This is a genomic window from Cupriavidus sp. DF5525, assembly GCF_040149425.2.
Classification (GTDB): Bacteria; Pseudomonadota; Gammaproteobacteria; order Burkholderiales; family Burkholderiaceae; genus Cupriavidus; species Cupriavidus pickettii_A.
In genome coordinates this window covers 3,346,199-3,362,296 of sequence record NZ_CP168265.1, presented here as the reverse complement: position 1 = coordinate 3,362,296, position 16,098 = coordinate 3,346,199, and the positions used below count along the sequence as shown (strand labels likewise).

Annotated in this window: 18 protein-coding genes; 9 read left to right on the top strand and 9 right to left on the bottom strand. The window is 68.4% G+C overall.

Features of this window, described 5'->3' with window-relative positions; genetic code table 11:
* Window positions 1–287 precede the first annotated feature (287 nt).
* Entirely contained in the window at window positions 288–941 is a 654-nt protein-coding gene (locus ABNX08_RS15685) for a LysE family translocator (RefSeq protein ID WP_022536014.1), read from the top strand.
* An 18-nt stretch (window positions 942–959) separates the two neighbouring features.
* Here the strand turns inward: ABNX08_RS15685 and ABNX08_RS15680 are convergent, their stop codons facing one another.
* The 8 genes from ABNX08_RS15680 to ABNX08_RS15645 are packed head-to-tail and all read right to left on the bottom strand — an operon-like array spanning window position 960 to window position 6,751.
* Entirely contained in the window at window positions 960–1,604 is a 645-nt protein-coding gene (locus ABNX08_RS15680; protein ID WP_022536013.1) for a glutathione S-transferase family protein, read from the bottom strand.
* Between the two features lie 33 nt (window positions 1,605–1,637).
* Window positions 1,638–2,819, bottom strand: coding sequence for a PLP-dependent aminotransferase family protein (locus ABNX08_RS15675; protein ID WP_022536012.1), 1,182 nt, complete (start codon window positions 2,817–2,819; stop codon window positions 1,638–1,640).
* A 55-nt stretch (window positions 2,820–2,874) separates the two neighbouring features.
* Entirely contained in the window at window positions 2,875–3,204 is a 330-nt protein-coding gene (locus ABNX08_RS15670; RefSeq protein ID WP_116323712.1) for a DHCW motif cupin fold protein, read from the bottom strand.
* A 10-nt stretch (window positions 3,205–3,214) separates the two neighbouring features.
* Complete coding sequence (locus ABNX08_RS15665) at window positions 3,215–3,673, bottom strand: RidA family protein (protein WP_022536010.1); 459 nt, start codon at window positions 3,671–3,673, stop codon at window positions 3,215–3,217.
* 14 nt (window positions 3,674–3,687) lie between these two features.
* Window positions 3,688–4,653 (bottom strand): DMT family transporter, encoded by a 966-nt coding sequence (locus tag ABNX08_RS15660; protein ID WP_349607290.1) that lies wholly within the window; start codon window positions 4,651–4,653, stop codon window positions 3,688–3,690.
* A 28-nt stretch (window positions 4,654–4,681) separates the two neighbouring features.
* Complete coding sequence (locus tag ABNX08_RS15655) at window positions 4,682–5,320, bottom strand: LysE family translocator (protein WP_022536008.1); 639 nt, start codon at window positions 5,318–5,320, stop codon at window positions 4,682–4,684.
* 5 nt (window positions 5,321–5,325) lie between these two features.
* Entirely contained in the window at window positions 5,326–6,039 is a 714-nt protein-coding gene (locus tag ABNX08_RS15650) for an alanyl-tRNA editing protein (RefSeq protein ID WP_022536007.1), read from the bottom strand.
* A 34-nt stretch (window positions 6,040–6,073) separates the two neighbouring features.
* Window positions 6,074–6,751 carry a VOC family protein gene (locus tag ABNX08_RS15645; RefSeq protein ID WP_022536006.1) on the bottom strand — a complete coding sequence of 226 codons (678 nt, stop codon included), beginning with the start codon at window positions 6,749–6,751 and terminating at the stop codon, window positions 6,074–6,076.
* A gap of 84 nt (window positions 6,752–6,835) precedes the next feature.
* Between ABNX08_RS15645 and ABNX08_RS15640 the strand changes: the two genes are divergently transcribed.
* The 3 genes from ABNX08_RS15640 to ABNX08_RS15630 all read left to right on the top strand — a co-directional run bounded on the left by ABNX08_RS15640 (window position 6,836) and on the right by ABNX08_RS15630 (window position 10,978).
* Entirely contained in the window at window positions 6,836–8,398 is a 1,563-nt protein-coding gene (locus ABNX08_RS15640) for a PLP-dependent aminotransferase family protein (RefSeq protein ID WP_022536005.1), read from the top strand.
* 121 nt (window positions 8,399–8,519) lie between these two features.
* On the top strand, window positions 8,520–10,430 hold the full coding sequence (htpG, locus tag ABNX08_RS15635; RefSeq protein WP_022536004.1) for a molecular chaperone HtpG: 1,911 nt from the start codon (window positions 8,520–8,522) through the stop codon (window positions 10,428–10,430).
* 44 nt (window positions 10,431–10,474) lie between these two features.
* On the top strand, window positions 10,475–10,978 hold the full coding sequence (locus tag ABNX08_RS15630; RefSeq protein ID WP_349607291.1) for a DNA-deoxyinosine glycosylase: 504 nt from the start codon (window positions 10,475–10,477) through the stop codon (window positions 10,976–10,978).
* A gap of 54 nt (window positions 10,979–11,032) precedes the next feature.
* Here the strand turns inward: ABNX08_RS15630 and ABNX08_RS15625 are convergent, their stop codons facing one another.
* A complete protein-coding gene (locus ABNX08_RS15625) occupies window positions 11,033–11,947 on the bottom strand; it encodes a LysR substrate-binding domain-containing protein (protein ID WP_349607292.1) in 915 nt (304 codons plus the stop codon).
* A 72-nt stretch (window positions 11,948–12,019) separates the two neighbouring features.
* On the opposite strand from ABNX08_RS15625, the gene ABNX08_RS15620 reads away from it, so the two are divergent.
* The 5 genes from ABNX08_RS15620 (at window position 12,020) to ABNX08_RS15600 (ending at window position 16,066) form a co-directional block, all read left to right on the top strand.
* Window positions 12,020–12,361: an alpha/beta hydrolase gene (locus ABNX08_RS15620; protein ID WP_349607293.1), complete on the top strand. Its 342-nt coding sequence runs from the start codon at window positions 12,020–12,022 to the stop codon at window positions 12,359–12,361.
* 218 nt (window positions 12,362–12,579) lie between these two features.
* On the top strand, window positions 12,580–13,017 hold the full coding sequence (locus ABNX08_RS15615; protein WP_022536000.1) for a universal stress protein: 438 nt from the start codon (window positions 12,580–12,582) through the stop codon (window positions 13,015–13,017).
* A gap of 147 nt (window positions 13,018–13,164) precedes the next feature.
* Window positions 13,165–14,301: a PLP-dependent cysteine synthase family protein gene (locus tag ABNX08_RS15610; protein WP_022535999.1), complete on the top strand. Its 1,137-nt coding sequence runs from the start codon at window positions 13,165–13,167 to the stop codon at window positions 14,299–14,301.
* An 85-nt stretch (window positions 14,302–14,386) separates the two neighbouring features.
* On the top strand, window positions 14,387–15,139 hold the full coding sequence (locus ABNX08_RS15605; protein ID WP_349607294.1) for a tetratricopeptide repeat protein: 753 nt from the start codon (window positions 14,387–14,389) through the stop codon (window positions 15,137–15,139).
* A 54-nt stretch (window positions 15,140–15,193) separates the two neighbouring features.
* Entirely contained in the window at window positions 15,194–16,066 is an 873-nt protein-coding gene (locus ABNX08_RS15600; RefSeq protein WP_349607295.1) for a spermidine synthase, read from the top strand.
* Window positions 16,067–16,098 lie beyond the last annotated feature (32 nt).

Genomic DNA, 16,098 nt, shown 5'->3' with positions numbered 1-16,098 from the left:
TTCGCAGTCGTACATTGCGTCATGTCTACCATGAGCTACATTCACGGATCAGGGTTTCCCTGGGGGCGCGTGGCGCACATGGGGCCGTGCAGGCACATCGGGGCAGAGTACTCTAAACGGCGCCTGTTGCAAAAGTCTGCCTGCTACGCGCCGCGCCGGATGCCTGCTGCTGCGGTCAAGCCCCGGAAGGCCGCGCGGTGCTGGCGCAAGGGCCGCGTCGCGGCCATACTGCCAATCTTCGTACCGTGGGCGGGATGCCCCGGACAACTTGCCGAGCGAGGATCCTCATGACTGAATTCCTGCCTCCGTGGCCATTGCTGACCGCCTTCGTGCTGGCCAGCCTGGCGCTTGCCATCACGCCCGGCCCGGCCGTGGTCTACATCGTCACGCGCACGCTGGCGCAGGGCCGGCGGGCCGGGCTGGCGTCGATCGGCGCGGTGGCGCTGGGCAACCTGGGCAATGCTATTGGCGCCTCGCTGGGTCTGGCGGTGCTGTTTTCGGTGTCGGCGCTGGCGTTCTCGGTGGTCAAGTACGCGGGCGCGGCCTACCTGATCTGGCTGGGCATCCGCGCGCTGCGCGGGGGTGGGGCGGCCGCGAACGGGGGCACCCCGGAGGTGGCGCCGCGCAGCCTGCGCCAGGTGGTGCGCGACGGCTTCGTGGTGGCGCTGCTCAACCCCAAGACGGCGATCTTTTTCGCCGCCTTCCTGCCGCAATTCATGAACCCGGCCGGCTCGGCACTGACACAGAGCCTGGCGCTGGGGGTGGCCTTCGTGCTGATCGCGGCCACCACCGATGCCTGCTACGTGATGGCCGCGGCCGCGGTGATGCCGGCGCTGCGCCGTGCCGGACGGGCGCGCGCGTTCGGCCGCTACCTGACGGGGGCGGCGTTTATCGGGTTGGGGGTGTTTACGGCGGCGTCGGGCTCGCGCGCCGCGAAGTAGAGAAAAAACTGCCGCGGCTCAGCGCAGCGGCAGTTCCAGGATGCCGCCGGCAGCAGGGCGGGCGCGCATCGCCTCCAGCCAGCGCTCCAGCTCGGGGCGCGGCTGGTGTTTCACCGGCAGGCCCATCCAGCGGTGCGCGGCGCAGGCCAGCGAGATATCGGCCATGGTGAAGCGGTCGCCGCCGATAAACTCGCGCCCGGCCAGCGCCTTGTCGAGCAGGGCGGCCAGCGGCTCGGTGCGCGCGCACGACGCCTTGATGGCGACCTCGTCGCGCTGGGCTGCGGGCGTGCGTACCAGGTTCAGGAACGCCGTCACCATGGCCGGGCTGAAGGCCGTGGTCTGCCAGTCCATCCAGCGGTCGGCCGAGGCACGCGCCTTGACGTCTTCGGGCCACAGCGTGTCCTCGCCGTAGCGCGCGCACAGGTAGCGCACGATCGCGTTGGACTCCCACAGCACGAAGGGCTCGCCGCCGACATCGGTGCCGCGGAAGTCCTCGATCACCGGGATCTGGCGGTTCGGGTTCAGGCGCACATAGGCCTCGGTGTCGAGGTCGCCTTTGGTCACGCCAATATCCACGCGCTCATGGTCCAGGTGCAGCTCGCGCGCGCACCAGACCACTTTCTGCACGTTGATGGAGGAGAGTCGGCCCCAGATTCGCAGCATGTCGGCTCCTGTCGTGGTGCGCGCCCGTCAGCCTCAGGCCGCGCGCGGTTGCCTGGCGGCGATGGCCTCGCGGAACAGTTCGCCCAGGGTCTTCACCCCCTGCTCGATGCGCTCGGCCGGCACCGTGACGAAGGCCAGGCGCAGCGTGTTGCGCTTCGGGTTGCTGGCGTAGAACGGCGCGCCCGGCACGTAGGCCACGTTGCGCTTCACCGCCTCTTCCAGGATCACCATGCTGTCCAGGCCCTCGGGCAGTTCCATCCAGATGAACATGCCGCCCTCGGGCGCGTTCCAGGTCACGCCCTCGGGCATGTGGCGCTTGAGGGCGTCCAGCATGAAGCTGCACTGCTTGCTGTAGAGTTCGCGGATGGTGGGGATATGCGTGTCCAGCAGGCCGTCGCGCACGGTCTCGTAGGCTACGCGCTGGGTGAAGGTGGGCGTGTGCAGGTCCGAGGCCTGCTTGGCCTGGCACAGCTTGAAGTGCAGCTCGGGCGGGGCGATCACGTAGCCCAGGCGCAGGCCCGGTGCCAGGATCTTCGAGAACGAGCCCATGTAGATCACGCCGTCCGGGTTCATCGACAGCAGTGTCGGCAACTGGTCGCCGGTATAGCTCAGTGCGCCGTAGGGATCGTCTTCGACCAGCAGCACGCCCAGCTCTTGCGCACGCGCCACCAGCGCCTTGCGGCGCTCCAGCGGCAGGCGGCGGCCGGTCGGGTTCTGGAAGTTGGGCAGCGCGTACAGGAAGCGCGCGCCGGCGGTCAGTTCGGGAGTCAGCGCCTCGGGCACCAGGCCCTTGTCGTCGGTGGGGATCGAGACGAACTCCGGCTCGAACAGCGAGAACGCCTGCAGCGCGCCGAGGTAGCTGGGGGTTTCCACCATCACCTTGCTGCCCGGGTCGATCATCACCTTGGCGATCAGGTCCAGCGCCTGCTGCGAGCCGGTCACGATCAGCACGCGCTCGACGGCCACGTCATGGCGCCTGGCGACGAACTCGCGCAGCGGCAGGTAGCCTTCGGTCGCGGCGTATTGCAGCGCTGCCTGCGGGTTGTCGGCGAATACGCGGGCCGTCGCTGCCTCCATGGCCGCTACCGGGAACGACGCCGGCGACGGCAGGCCGCCGGCGAAGGAAATGACTTCCGGACGCTCGGTGACCTTGAGGATTTCGCGGATGGCCGAGCTGGTCAGTTGCTGTGCCCGGCGGGAGATGGCCCATTTCATGATGTGTCTCTTTTGGTCTGGGGGAAATCTGGGAGAGAGCGGCTAACCCTGCCGCTCAGTCAACGATAAAAAGTCTGGCACCGGTCGGTGAGGACGAACGGTGCGCTTCCGCCTGGTCGGCGACCTGGTAGCTGGTGCCCGCGGTGAGCACGAACTGCCGGCCGTCGTCCAGCTCGGTATGGAGTTCGCCGTCCAGCACGAACAGGATATGGCCTTTGCTGCACCAGTGGTCGGCGAGGTAGCCGGGCGAGTATTCGACCATGCGCACGCGGATATCGCCGAACTGGCGCGTGCGCCAGGTGGCCTCGCCCTGTTCGCCGGGATGGCGGGTCGGCGCGATGGCCGACCAGTCGGTGGTGCCGAAGGGCAGGTTGTCGATGCGCATGTTGCGAGGTTCAGCCCTGCACTTCGACGATCATCTCGATCTCGACGCAGGCGCCCAGCGGGATCTGCGCTACGCCAAAGGCGCTGCGCGCGTGCTTGCCCTTGTCGCCGAACACTTCGGCCAGGAACTCGGAGGCGCCGTTGGTGACCAGGTGCTGCTCGGTGAACTCGGGGGTCGAGTTGACCAGGCTCATCACCTTGACGATGCGGGTGACTCGGTTCAGGTCGCCCACGTGCGCGTGCAGCGTGGCCAGCAGGTCGACGGCGATGGAACGCGCGGCGGCCTTGCCGGTCTCGGTGTCGATGTCCTTGCCCAGCTTGCCGGTCCATACCTTGCCGTCCTTGCGGGCGATATGGCCCGACAGGAACACGGTATTGCCGGTTTGCGCGGCCATTACGTAGGCGGCGGCGGGGGCGTTGGCGGCGGGCAGTTCAACGCCGAGGCGGGCAAGGGTATCGTAGACGGACATGCGTGGGACTCCTGTCAGTGGATGCGTTCTGGAAGGATACGGGGCGTTTCCGTGGCGGGGGCGGGTGCGGTTTGGCGCACGGCAGCGCGGCGGCCAAGCGCCACCACGGCGATCACCGCCACCGCGAAGGCGATGGTAGGGGCGTCAAGCGGCTCGGCCAGCATCAGCGCGCCGCCCGCCAGCGTCAGGAACGGCTGCAGCAATTGTATCTGCCCGACGCGGGCCACGCCGCCTTTTGCGAGGCCGGCGTACCAGAAAAGGAAGCCGACGAACATCGAGAAAACCGAAACATAGGCCATGCCGCCCCAGGCGCGCGGCGACGCGGCGGCGATCTGCGGCAGGTCGCGCAGCATCAGCCAGACCACCAGCGGAACCAGCACCGGCAGCGATACCGCCAGCGCCCAGCTGATGGTTTCCAGCCCGCCCAGTTCGCGCGACAGCTTGCCGCCCTCGGCATAGCCCAGTGCGCCCAGCACCACGGCGGCAAACAGGTACCAGTCGGCATGTTGCAGGCCGCCGGCGCCTTGCCAGACGGCAAAGCCGACCACCAGAGCGCTGCCGGCCACGGCCGACAGCCAGAACCCGGCCGAGGGCCGCTCGCGCCCGAACCAGGCCGCGAACACCGCGGTCGCCAGCGGTAGCAGGCCGATCACGATGGCGCCGTGGCTGGCCGGCACCTCGCGCATCGCCAGCGACGAGAACAGCGGGAAGCCCACCACCACGCCCAGCGCGGTCACGGCCAGCCGCGGCCACTGGCTCGCGCGCGGGCGGCGCGCGGCCCACAACGCACCGCGCACGCCCAGCAGCACCAGCGCCGGCAGCGCGGCAAGGACGGCGCGCGCCAGCGCGACAAAGATCGGGTCCAGCTCCGCCACCGCCATGCGCGTGAACGGCAGCGTCTGGCTGAAGATCGCCACGCCGATAAAGCCGAGCAGCATGCCGCCGGAGGCGGGGTGGGAGGGGGGCGATGAAGCAGGCATGGTTGTCATCGGTGGCAATCGGAGGCGTTCACTGCACGCCCGGCCGGGCACCGACGGCAATCCACAGCGCGGTCAGTGCCAGCGCCACACCCATGGCGCGGTTGAACCAGCGCACGCGCTGGCCCTGTTTCAGCCACTGTCGCAGCGATGCGCCCAGCACGCCATACACGCCGTTGCTGACAAAGCCCAGCACCGCGAACACGCCGCACACCAGCAGCATGCGCTGCGCGGGTGAGGGCGCGCCGGCCATGTACGAGGCGGCGACCGCCAGGGCCAGCATCCACGCCTTGATGTTGGCGTACTGCAGCACGGCCGACTGCCACACGCTCAGCGGGCGCAGCACCTGCTTCTCGGCCAGCGCCGCGCTGCGCGCGATCTTCCACGCCAGCCACAGCAGATAGGCCACGCCGGCCAGGTGAACCACGGCGGCCAGCGTCGGCTCACCCAGGACCAGCGCGCCCACGCCCACCGCGCACAGCGCCAGGATGCTGGCAAAGCCGAACGCGACGCCGATGCAGTGCGGCAGCGTCGCGCGCAGCCCGAAGTTGGCGCCGGTCACCGCGGCGATGGTGGTATTGGGGCCGGGCGTGAACAGGCCGACCGTGAGCAGGGTCAGCAGGGCGAGAAACTGCGCGGCCGTGAGGCCGGTGAGCAAGCCGGATGTCATGGCGCTTATGCGAAAGCGACGACCACGCGCCGGTTGGTGCGGCTCTTCTTCTCGATCCTGGTCACCACCACCGCGCCGATCTCGCTGGTGTTGGCGACATGCGTGCCGCCGCAGGGCTGGCGGTCCACGCCGGGGATCTCGATGATGCGGATGCTGGATGTGCCGGCCGGCGGCGCCGCGCCGATGGTTCGCACCAGCTCGGGCTCGGCGGCCAGTTCCTGCGGCGTGATCAGCGTGATGCGCACCGCGGTGTTGGCATGGATCAGCGCGTTCAGGCGCTCGGTCAGGTCGGCCTTGTCCAGCGTCGATTCCGGCAGGTCGAAGTCGATCCGCGCCGATTCCGGCGAGATGCCGCAGCCGGTCACCGGCACCGGGATCAGCGAGCCCAGCAGGTGCAGGCAGGTATGCAGGCGCATCAGCTTGTGGCGGCGTGCCCAGTCGATGGTGACCGTGACGCGCTCGCCCACGCGCGGCAGTGGTGCGTCCGGTGCCGGCACGTGCAGGATGCGGCTGCGGTCGTCCGCGTAGACCGTGTCGACGATGGCGATGGTGCGCCCGTCGGGCAGCGCCAGCGTGGCGGTGTCGCCGGCCTGGCCGCCGCTGCGCGCGTAGCAAACGGTTTCATCGAGTTCGATCCCGTCGGCGCCGGCGGCCACCACGGTGGCGGTGCAGTGGTCGAGGTAGGGGTCGTCGTCGAAGCGCTTGCGGGTGGCGGACATCGGGGGTCTCCTTCGGGAATCTTTACAAGGATGGCTAGCGCAAGGTGCGGATGCCCTGCGCGGTTTCAATTTCGGCAATCAACTCGGGCGGGCCGTCTGCCGGCTCCAGTGCGATCAGGTGGTCGGCGCCCAGCCACGCCAAGCCCTGGCGCAGCAGCTCCGCGCGCGGATGGCGCCCGGACAGCTTGCGCAGCGCCAGATCCTGCCGCGGCAGGCTCACGCCGGGGTAGCTGGCCACGTCCCACTGGATCAGGCTGGGCAGCAGGCCGTCGCCGGCGCGGTCCGCCTCGCCCTGCCAGGCGGGCAGGCTGCCGTCTTCCGGCACGGTGATGCGCCAGCGCAGGTCGCCACGGGCCATCGGGATGACCGGGGCGATCCGCTCCGGATACTGCGACTGCCACAGCGTCAGGTCGGCCGGGCGCTCCACGCGGGTGGCCCAGTGCAGCAGGAAGGGGCCGTCGCGCAGGCGTTGCTGCACGGCTTCGGTGTCGAGGCCGAACCAGCGCGGGCGTTCCGGTGCCGGGGCGGCCGGGTCGAGCGCGATCACTTCCAGGTAGACCCCGCCGAACATACCGAGCACGCGGTTGTGCGTGCCCATGGCGGCGTGCGCACCGCCGCCATGGGGCGCGATGCCCAGCAGTTCGGCGACATGGCCGGTGCCGGCGTCCAGTTCGGGCGCGGCGACGACAAGGTGATCGAGGACGAGCTTCATGTTGGCTTGATGGTAGACAAGGTAGTCGGTACAGTACCGGTACAGTTAAGCGGATCGTATTCAGTACAGTTGCAGGAGCAGCACATGGATGCCCACACCAAGGACGGCGACACCGGCACGGATCCCGCCGCCGCGACCCGCAAGAAGGATAGCGGAGGCGACGCGCACGGCACGTCTTCGTCACCCGCGGGGCAACCCTCCGGCCGTTCGCTGCGTCTGGTCGTGCCGACCACCGAGCGCCTGCCCGACCCGATCCCGTCGGCCCAGATGACGCTGGTCGAGCAGCTGACCGAATGGGCCCGCATGCGCATCGACGAGCGCGTCTTCCGCGCCGGCATGCGCATGCCGTCGATCCGGCAGCTGGCGCAGGAGAAGGGCATCTCGCGCTTTACCGTGGTCGAGGCCTATGAGCGGCTGGTGGCGCTGGGCTACCTGGAATCGCGCCGCGGCTCGGGCTTCTACGTGCGTGAGCGCACGCCGGCCGCGCCCGCGGCCCCGGTATCGTCCGGCGTGGCGGTGGCGCGCAATATCGACGTGACCTGGCTGCTGCGCAGCATGTTCCACACCGCCGAGGCGCACAAGGCGCCGGGGCTGGGCTTCCTGCCCAACGACTGGCTCGACGGCGAGCTGATCGCCAGCGCACTGCGCGGACTCGGCCGCCAGCCGGGCAACCACTTCCTCGCCAGCGGCACGCCGCAGGGCTTCCTGCCGCTGCGGCAGCAGCTGCGCACCCGGCTGGAAGAACTGGAAATCCGCGCCGGCGCCGAGCAGATCGTGCTGACCTCGGGCATCACCCAGGCGCTGGACCTGATTGCCCGCCTCTACCTGCAGCCCGGCGACGCGGTGCTGGTGGGCGACCCGGCCTGGTTCGTGATGTTCGGCCGCTTTGCCGCGCAGGGCGCGCAGGTGATCGGCGTGCCCTACACCGCCGAGGGGCCGGACCTGGAGGCGCTGGAGCGCATCGTGCAGGCACGCCGGCCCAAGCTGTTTGTGATCAACTCGGTGCTGCACAACCCGACCGGCACCTCGCTGTCGGCGGCCAAGGCCTTCCAGTTACTGCGCATGGCCGAGCAGTACGACTTCCTGATCGTCGAGGACGACATCTACTGCGACCTGTGCCCGCCCGGCCACGCCGCCACGCGGATCGCGAGCCTGGACCAGCTGCGCCGGGTGATCTACCTGGGCAGTTTTTCCAAGACGCTGGCCGCCAATCTGCGCGTGGGCTTTATCGCCGCACACCCGGAAATGGCCTCGGCGCTGACCGACAGCAAGCTGCTGGCGGGCCTGGCTACGCCCGAGATCAACGAGCGCGTGCTGTACAAGGTGCTGACCGAGGGGCACTACCGCAAGCACGTCGAGCGCGTGCGCACCCGCCTGGATCGCGCCAGCGACGACACCCGGCGCGAGCTGGAGCGCCTCGGGCTGCGCTTGTTCCCGGGCCAGCACGCCGGCATGTACCTGTGGGCGGATACCGGCCGCGACACCAACGCGATCGCCACCGCCGGCCATGAGGAGGGCTACCTGTTCGCCCCGGGGAGCTTGTTCTCGCCGTCGCAGATGCCGTCGGGCTGGATGCGCTTCAACGTCGCCAGCAGCGGCGATCCGGACATGCTGCGCTTCCTGGCGCGCCAGCTCGAACGCCTTTAAGCCATGCCGCCATCACGCCCGGCCCTTGAAAAATGGCCCGGGCAGCCCTATTTCTGGGGGCACCGGCCGATGACCCGGCCAGACCCATATTCCAGATTCGCCTGTTTTCAAGAGGAGAACCATGACCGCACCGCACGAGACGATGAGCTTCCAGGCGGAAGTGAAGCAGCTGCTGCACCTGATGATCCACTCGCTGTACAGCAACAAGGAAATTTTCCTGCGCGAGCTGGTCTCGAATGCTTCGGACGCCACTGACAAGCTGCGCTTCGAGGCGATCGCGAACCCGTCGCTGCTGGAAAACGACGCCGACCTTGCCATCCGCATCGAGGCCGATGGCAAGGCCCGTACGCTGACGATCACCGACAACGGCATCGGCATGAGCCGCGACGAGGCGATCCGCAACCTGGGTACCATCGCCCGTTCCGGCACCAAGGAATTCTTCCAGCAGCTGTCGGGCGACCAGCAGAAGGACGCCGCGCTGATCGGCCAGTTCGGCGTGGGCTTCTACTCGGCCTTTATCGTCGCCGACAAGGTCACGGTGGAAACCCGCCGCGCCGGCCTGGGCGCCGAAGAGGCGGTGCGCTGGGAAAGCACCGGCGACGGCGAGTTCAGCGTCGATGCGATCGCGCGCGCCGAGCGTGGCACCACCATCACGCTGCACCTGCGCGAGGGCGAGGACGACTTCCTGTCGGCCTGGCGCCTGAAGAGCATCATCCAGAAGTACTCGGACCATATCTCGCTGCCGATCCGCATGCCCAAGGAGGTGTGGGACGCCGAGGCCAGCACGTACAAGCGCACCGACGAGTGGGAAAGCGTCAACCAGGCGAGCGCGCTGTGGACCCGGGCCAAGTCCGACATTTCCGATGAGCAGTACACCGCCTTCTACCAGCACATCGCGCACGACAACGAAGCGCCGCTGGCCTGGACCCACAACCGCGTGGAGGGCCGCAGCGAGTACACCCAGCTGCTCTACATCCCGGCACGCGCGCCGTTCGACCTGTGGGACCGCAACCACAAGGCCGGCCTGAAGCTGTACGTCAAGCGCGTCTTCATCATGGACGACGCCGATCAGCTGCTGCCCGGCTACCTGCGCTGGGTCAAGGGCGTGGTCGATTCCGCCGACCTGCCGCTGAACGTGTCGCGCGAACTGCTGCAGGAAAGCCGCGACGTCAAGGCGATCCGCGAGGGCTGCACCAAGCGCGTGCTGTCGATGCTGGAAGCGCTGGCCGACAGTGAAGACGAAGCCGAGCGCGCCAAGTACGACACCTTCTGGCAGCAGTTCGGCCAGGCGCTGAAGGAAGGCGCCGGCGAGGACCAAGCCAACCAGGAGCGCGTCGCCAAGCTGCTGCGCTTTGCTTCGACGCAAAACGACACCGCCGAACAGAACGTGGCGCTGGCCGCCTATGTCGGCCGGATGAAGGAAGGCCAGGACAAGATCTACTACGTCACCGCCGATACCTGGTCCGCCGCCAAGAACAGCCCGCACCTGGAAGTATTCCGCAAGAAGGGCATCGAAGTGCTGCTGCTGACCGACCGCGTCGACGAATGGATGCTGTCGTTCCTGCGCGAGTTCGACGGCAAGGAACTGCTGTCGGTCGCGCGCGGCGACCTGGACCTGGGCAAGCTCGCCGACGAAGCCGAGAAGGCCGAGCAGGAAAAGGCCGAGGCCGACTGGAAGGACGTGGTGGAACGCGCCAAGTCCGTGCTGGACGGCAAGGCCAAGGACGTGCGCGTGACGCTGCGCCTGACCGCGTCGGCGTCGTGCCTGGTCTCGGACGAGGGCGACATGAGCGGCTACCTGCAGCGCCTGCTCAAGCAGGCCGGCCAGAAGGCGCCGGACGCCCAGCCGATCCTGGAGCTGAATCCGGAACACGCGCTGGTGAAGAAGCTGCGCGACCTGCAAGGTGAGGAATCGGGCGACGCCTTCAGCGACCGCGTGCAGGTGCTGTTCGACCAGGCGCTGCTGGCCGAGGGCGGCATGCTGGAAGACCCGGCCGCCTACGTGCAGCGCGTCAACAAGCTGCTGGCCTGACGGCCTGTCGGTGCGGGCACTTTGCGTGCCCGCACCGCTTTGCCATGCCTGATATCCCTCCGGCTGCCGCCGATCTCCACCAGGGCCTGCCGCCCGTCATCGACGCCCACACCCGCGTGCTGGTGCTGGGCAGCTTCCCCGGCGCCGCTTCGCTGGCCGCGCGCCAGTACTACGCCCATCCCCGCAACCAGTTCTGGCCATTGATGGCCGCGCTCACCGGCGAGCCGCTGCCGGCGCTGCCCTATGCCGAACGGCTGGTGCGGCTGCTGGCGCATCGCATCGGCGTCTGGGACGTGCTGGGCGCGTGCCTGCGCGAAGGCAGCCTGGACAGCAATATCCGCCTGCCGCAGGCCAACGATTTCACGCGCCTGCGCGCGCTCGCGCCCGCGCTGCAGCGTGTCGGCTTCAATGGCGGCACTTCGGGCCGTTTTGCGCCGCAGTTCGCCGCGCAGGGCTATGAGACGGTGGTGCTGCCATCGTCCAGCCCCGCGCACGCGGCGCGCAATTTCGAGCAGAAGCTGGCATTGTGGCGAGGGTTGCTGGCCTGAGGCGCTGACCCTGCCGCAATTCCGGGCGCGAGTGTTCCCCGCGCGCGTGTCCGATCAACCGGCTGCTCCGCTGCCCGCGGCGGCGCCGGCCTCGCGCTGCTGCAACAGCCAGTCGCGAAACACCTTCAGGGCCCTCATCTGCGCCGACGCCGGCGGATACACCAGGTAGTAGCCCTTCGGGTGCTGCCAGGCGACGTCGGCCAGGCGCTCCAGCTTGCCGGCCACCAGCAGGTCACCGGTCATGTATGAGGGCAGTAGCGCCACGCCCATCCCTGCCACGGTGGCGTTCAAAGCCATCGACATCACCTCGTAGCGCGGCCCCGCGTGGCCCGGGCTGGCCTCGATGCCTTGCCGCGCGAACCAGCCTTCCCATGCGTCGGGCAGCGTCAGATGCTGGATCAGCGCCGACCGTGGCGTGCTTGCGTCGACCGCCTTGCCATGCGCGGCCACCCATGACGGCGCTGCATAGGGCGATAGCTGCAGCGGCACCACGAAATCGCTATGCAGGCCCGGCCGCTGGCCGTCGCCGAATTCCAGCGAAGCATCCACGGCCGCGGTGCTGAAGTCCACCGGACCCACGCGCGTGCGCAGGTTCAGGGTGATCTCGCCGTGACCGCGCGTAAACGCCGGCAGGCGCGGAATCAGCCAGTAGCTGCCCAGCGACGCGCCGACCGAGAGCGACAGGGCGCCGCCCCTTCCCTTGAGGGCCATCACGTTCATGGTGGCCCGCTCCAGTTGCCGCAGCAGCGGCGCGATTTCGGCCAGGTATTCGCGCCCGGCGTCGGTAAGCGCCATGGCGTCGCGCCGCCCGGTAAAGAGCGGCACGCCGAGGCGCTCCTCCAGCGTCTGGATCTGGCGGCTCACCGCGCCTTGTGTCAGGTTCAGTTCGCGCGCGGCGGCAGTGAAGGAGCGCAGCCGGGCGCTCGCTTCAAAGCACATCAGGGACTGGGTGGAGGGCGGGCGGAACATTGATTTTCATGAGGAGAGCGCAGAAGCAAGTGAGATTTTTCCTAGCGCTTTGGGGTTCGTAGCGGGACGATCATGTTTGGCTCGCCCCTGTTCGATGAGATCCTTGACATGATCGAGCGCAGCAATCCCGGACAGTTTGCCGCGCAGGTGCGGGCACTACTCGGGCGTCCAGACGCGACGCGGCTGCTGCCGGCCATTGCCTGCCCGACGTTGCTGCTGTGCGGCCGCCAGGATGACTGGAACCCGCTGGCCCACCACGTCGACATGTGTGAGCGGATTCCGGTGGCGCGGCTCGAAGTTATCGAGGATGCGGGGCACATGACCACCATGGAAGCGCCACAAGCGGTGGCGGCGGCTATGGCGGCATGGCTGGCGGAGGATCCCGCCGGCATTGCGGCGCGGAGCCAGACATGAGGCACCCGCGCGCCTTCGCCTTCGAATCCTCGTCAGTCCGACGTGACGCGTGCCGGGATTGCCGTGGGCCATGGCGCACCTATACTGGATTCGGGTGACGAATAATTCGAAACCGGGGGTATCGGTCGCTCATTGTTGTGCGCCTTGCGGCTCACACTTTCGGACGCAAGGCGATGACGCATCGAAAGTGAGCGCAATGAGCAGGCAAGGAGGCAATTATGTTCAGGCATCTCCTGCTGGCGGTCGATGGCTCCGAACTGTCCGAATCGGCCTTCCGCAAGGCACTCGTGCTGGCGCGGGAAATGGACGCAAAGACCACGCTGGTGCGCGTCTGTCCGAACTACCACGTGCTGACCTACGAGGTAGAAATGCTGGAAGGCACGCGCGAAACCTACGTGAAGCAAGCCTGGGAAGACGCGACCCGCTACCTGCGCGGACTGGCCAACGAGGCCGGCACGGCGGGCGTGGCCTGCGACACGGCCTACGCGGTCAATGACCATCCCTACGAGGCCATCATCAAGACGGCCGAGGACAAGGACTGCGACCTGATCGTGATGGCATCGCACGGGCGGCGCGGCGTCCAGGGAATGCTGATCGGCAGCGAAACCCTCAAGGTGCTGACCCACAGCAAGATCCCGGTGCTGGTCTACCGGTAGGCCTGAGGCCTAGCGGCCGAGGTCCGTGTCGGCGCGTGCGCCGGCTCCGCAGTCGGCGCCGGGCAGACCGTATTTTTGCCGGGCGTGGTCGCTTCTGGCATCCTGATGGCCTGTCCCAAAGCCAGGCCGCCGTGCCCGCAAGACGCCATGCCACTCTCCGACTGGACCCATGAAGCCATCCGCAAGATCGAAGCGGACTTCAACCGTTCCGCAGATACCCACCTGATTCCGCTGGACCTGCCGGGCTATCCCGACATCCACTTCTATTTCAAGGACGAGTCGAGCCACCCGACCGGCAGCCTGAAGCACCGGCTGGCGCGCTCGCTGTTCCTGTACGCGCTGTGCAACGGCTGGCTGCACGAGGGCAGCATGGTGGTGGAAGCCTCCAGCGGCTCGACCGCGATCTCCGAGGCGTACTTCGCCAGGCTGCTGGGGCTGCCGTTCGTGGCGGTGATCCCCGCAGGCACCTCGCGCGCCAAGATCGAGGCGATCGAGTTCTACGGCGGGCGCTGCCACCTGGTGGCCAACCCGGCGGAGATCTACGCCGAGTCGCACCGCATCGCGCAGGAGGCCGGCGGGCATTTCATGGACCAGTTCACCTATGCCGAACGGGCCACCGACTGGCGCGCCAACAACAATATCGCCGAGTCGATCTTCAAGCAGATGGCCGAGGAAGAGTACCCGGTGCCGGCCTGGCTGGTGTCCAGTGGCGGCACCGGCGGCACCATCGCCACGCTCGGGCGCTATGTGGCCTACAGCCGCCACAAGACCCGCGTGCTGTGCGCGGATCCGGAAAACTCGGTGTTCTTTGACTACTTCCGCAGCTGTCTCGATGGCAAGCCGCAGCCTGAGCTGGGTCTGACGGTCGGCTCGCGCATCGAGGGCATCGGCCGGCCGCGGGTGGAACGCTCATTCATCCCGAGCTGCATCGACGCCATGCTGAAGGTGCCGGACGCGCTGTCGTTTGCTGCGATGCGCTACCTCTCCGCGCGCTTCGGCCGCCGCGTGGGCGGCTCGACCGGCACCAACTTCGTCGGCGTGCTGTACCTGGCCCAGCAGATGCAAGCGGCGGGGCAGGGCGGCGCCATTGTCGGCCTGCTGTGCGACAGCGGCGAGCGCTATGGCAATACCTATTACGACGACGCCTGGTATGCCGCGCAGGGCATCGCCATCGAGGCAGCCGATGCGCTGGTGGCGCGCGCGGTGAACGGCGAGGCCGTGCTGACGCCGCAGGCGGTGGCGGGCCTGCAGGCGGCCGGCGCCGGCATGGCGGCGGGCGGCTGAAACTTGCCCCCGGGGCTTTCTGTCACAATGCCGGCGGCCGGCGCTGCACCGCCGCCGCGGCCATTGTTTCCAAGGTGACTACCCTATGCGTATTTTCGGCATCAGCATCCATATCATCATTGCACTGTTCTTCGCGGTGCATGCGGTGCGCACGCACCAGAACATGTACTGGCTGCTGATCCTGTTCCTGTTCCCGGGACTGGGCAGCCTGGTGTATTTCTTTGCGATCTTCCTGCCCGAGCTGCGGCAATCGCGTGGCGCGCGCGTGGCCACGCGCGCGATCACGCAGCTGGTCGATCCGAACCGCGCGGTGCGCGAGGCCCGCACCGACTTTGACCGCGCGCCGACGGTGCAGCACCGGATGCGGCTGGGCGCGGCGCTGCTGGAGGCCGGCGAGCCGGCCGAGGCCCTGCAGCACTACCAGGCCGCCGCCAACGGCCCGTTCGCGTCCGACCCGGCGCTGCTGCAGGGCCTGGCGCAGGCGCAGTTCGCCATCGGAGATGCGGCGGCCGCGCTGGCGACGCTGGAAAAGCTGTTCGCGGCCGATCCGCAAGCGCGCCAGCAACCCGATCCCGCCGTGCTGTATGCGCGCGCACTTGCGGCCACCGGCGCGCCGGGCACGCGCGCCGCGTTCGAGCAGGCGCTGACCAGTGCCAGCGACGCCGCGCCGCGCTGCCTGTTCGCCGACTGGCTGGCGGCGCAACCCGATGCCGCCGACCGCGAACGCGCGCGCCAGCTCTACGCCGACATCGTCCACGACGCCCGCCACTGGCCGCGCCACGCCCGCGAACACAACCGCGAATGGCTGCAGCGCGCGCAGCTGGCGCTGGGCAAGTAACCCGCTTTCCGCGCCTCCATGCTGCAGCGGATGCTGAACGCTTTTTTTGACAACATGACACTACTGAAACGCAAATCGATTGAAGCCGTGGCTTCGCGCCGTCCGGCCCGTGGTACCCGCAACCGTGGCCAGGCGCCGGCGCGCGAGGAAAAGCGCATGACCCCGCGCTTTGCGCCGGTGACCTTCTCGGAAATGGAAGGGGTGCGCTACCTGCACTTCGGCACCGAGTGGGTACAGGGCGCGATGCGCCTGCGCAAGCCCGATGCCATCGAACTGGAATACGCGCAGCAGATGATGGCGTGGCTACTGTTCCTGTCGCCGTCCGTTGAAGAGTTCCACGTGGTACAGCTTGGCCTGGGCGCCGCGGCGCTGACCAAGTTCTGCCACCGCCAGTTCAACCGGGCGCGCGTGACCGCGGTGGAACTGAACCCGGCCGTGATCGTGGCCGGCCGCAGCATGTTCGGCTTGCGCGAGGACGATGCGCGCCTGACCGTGCGCGAGCAGGACGCCTGGGACTACGTGATGGACGGCGCCCACGCCGGCGCCATCGACGTGCTGCAGGTGGACTTGTACGACGCCACCGCGCGCGGGCCCGTGCTCGATACCACCGCGTTCTACCGCGCCTGCCGGCGCACGCTGAAGGCGCCGGGGGTGATGACCATCAACCTGTTCGGCGACCACGACAGCTTCCCGAAGAATATCGAGCGCATCTGCGACGCCTTCGACAACCGCGTGCTGGTGTTCCCCGAAGTGCATGACGGCAATATCATCGCGATGGCCTTCAACGGGCCGGATATCGATGTGTCGTGGGAAGCGCTGGAAGGGCGTGCCGACGTGGTGGAAAAGACCACCGGGCTGCCGGCGCGGGATTGGGTGGAGAAGCTGCGCGCCGCGAATGCGCGGCAGGAAGAGCGGTTGAGGATTTGAGGGACGGCCCCTCGCCCGCATCGCGGACGAGG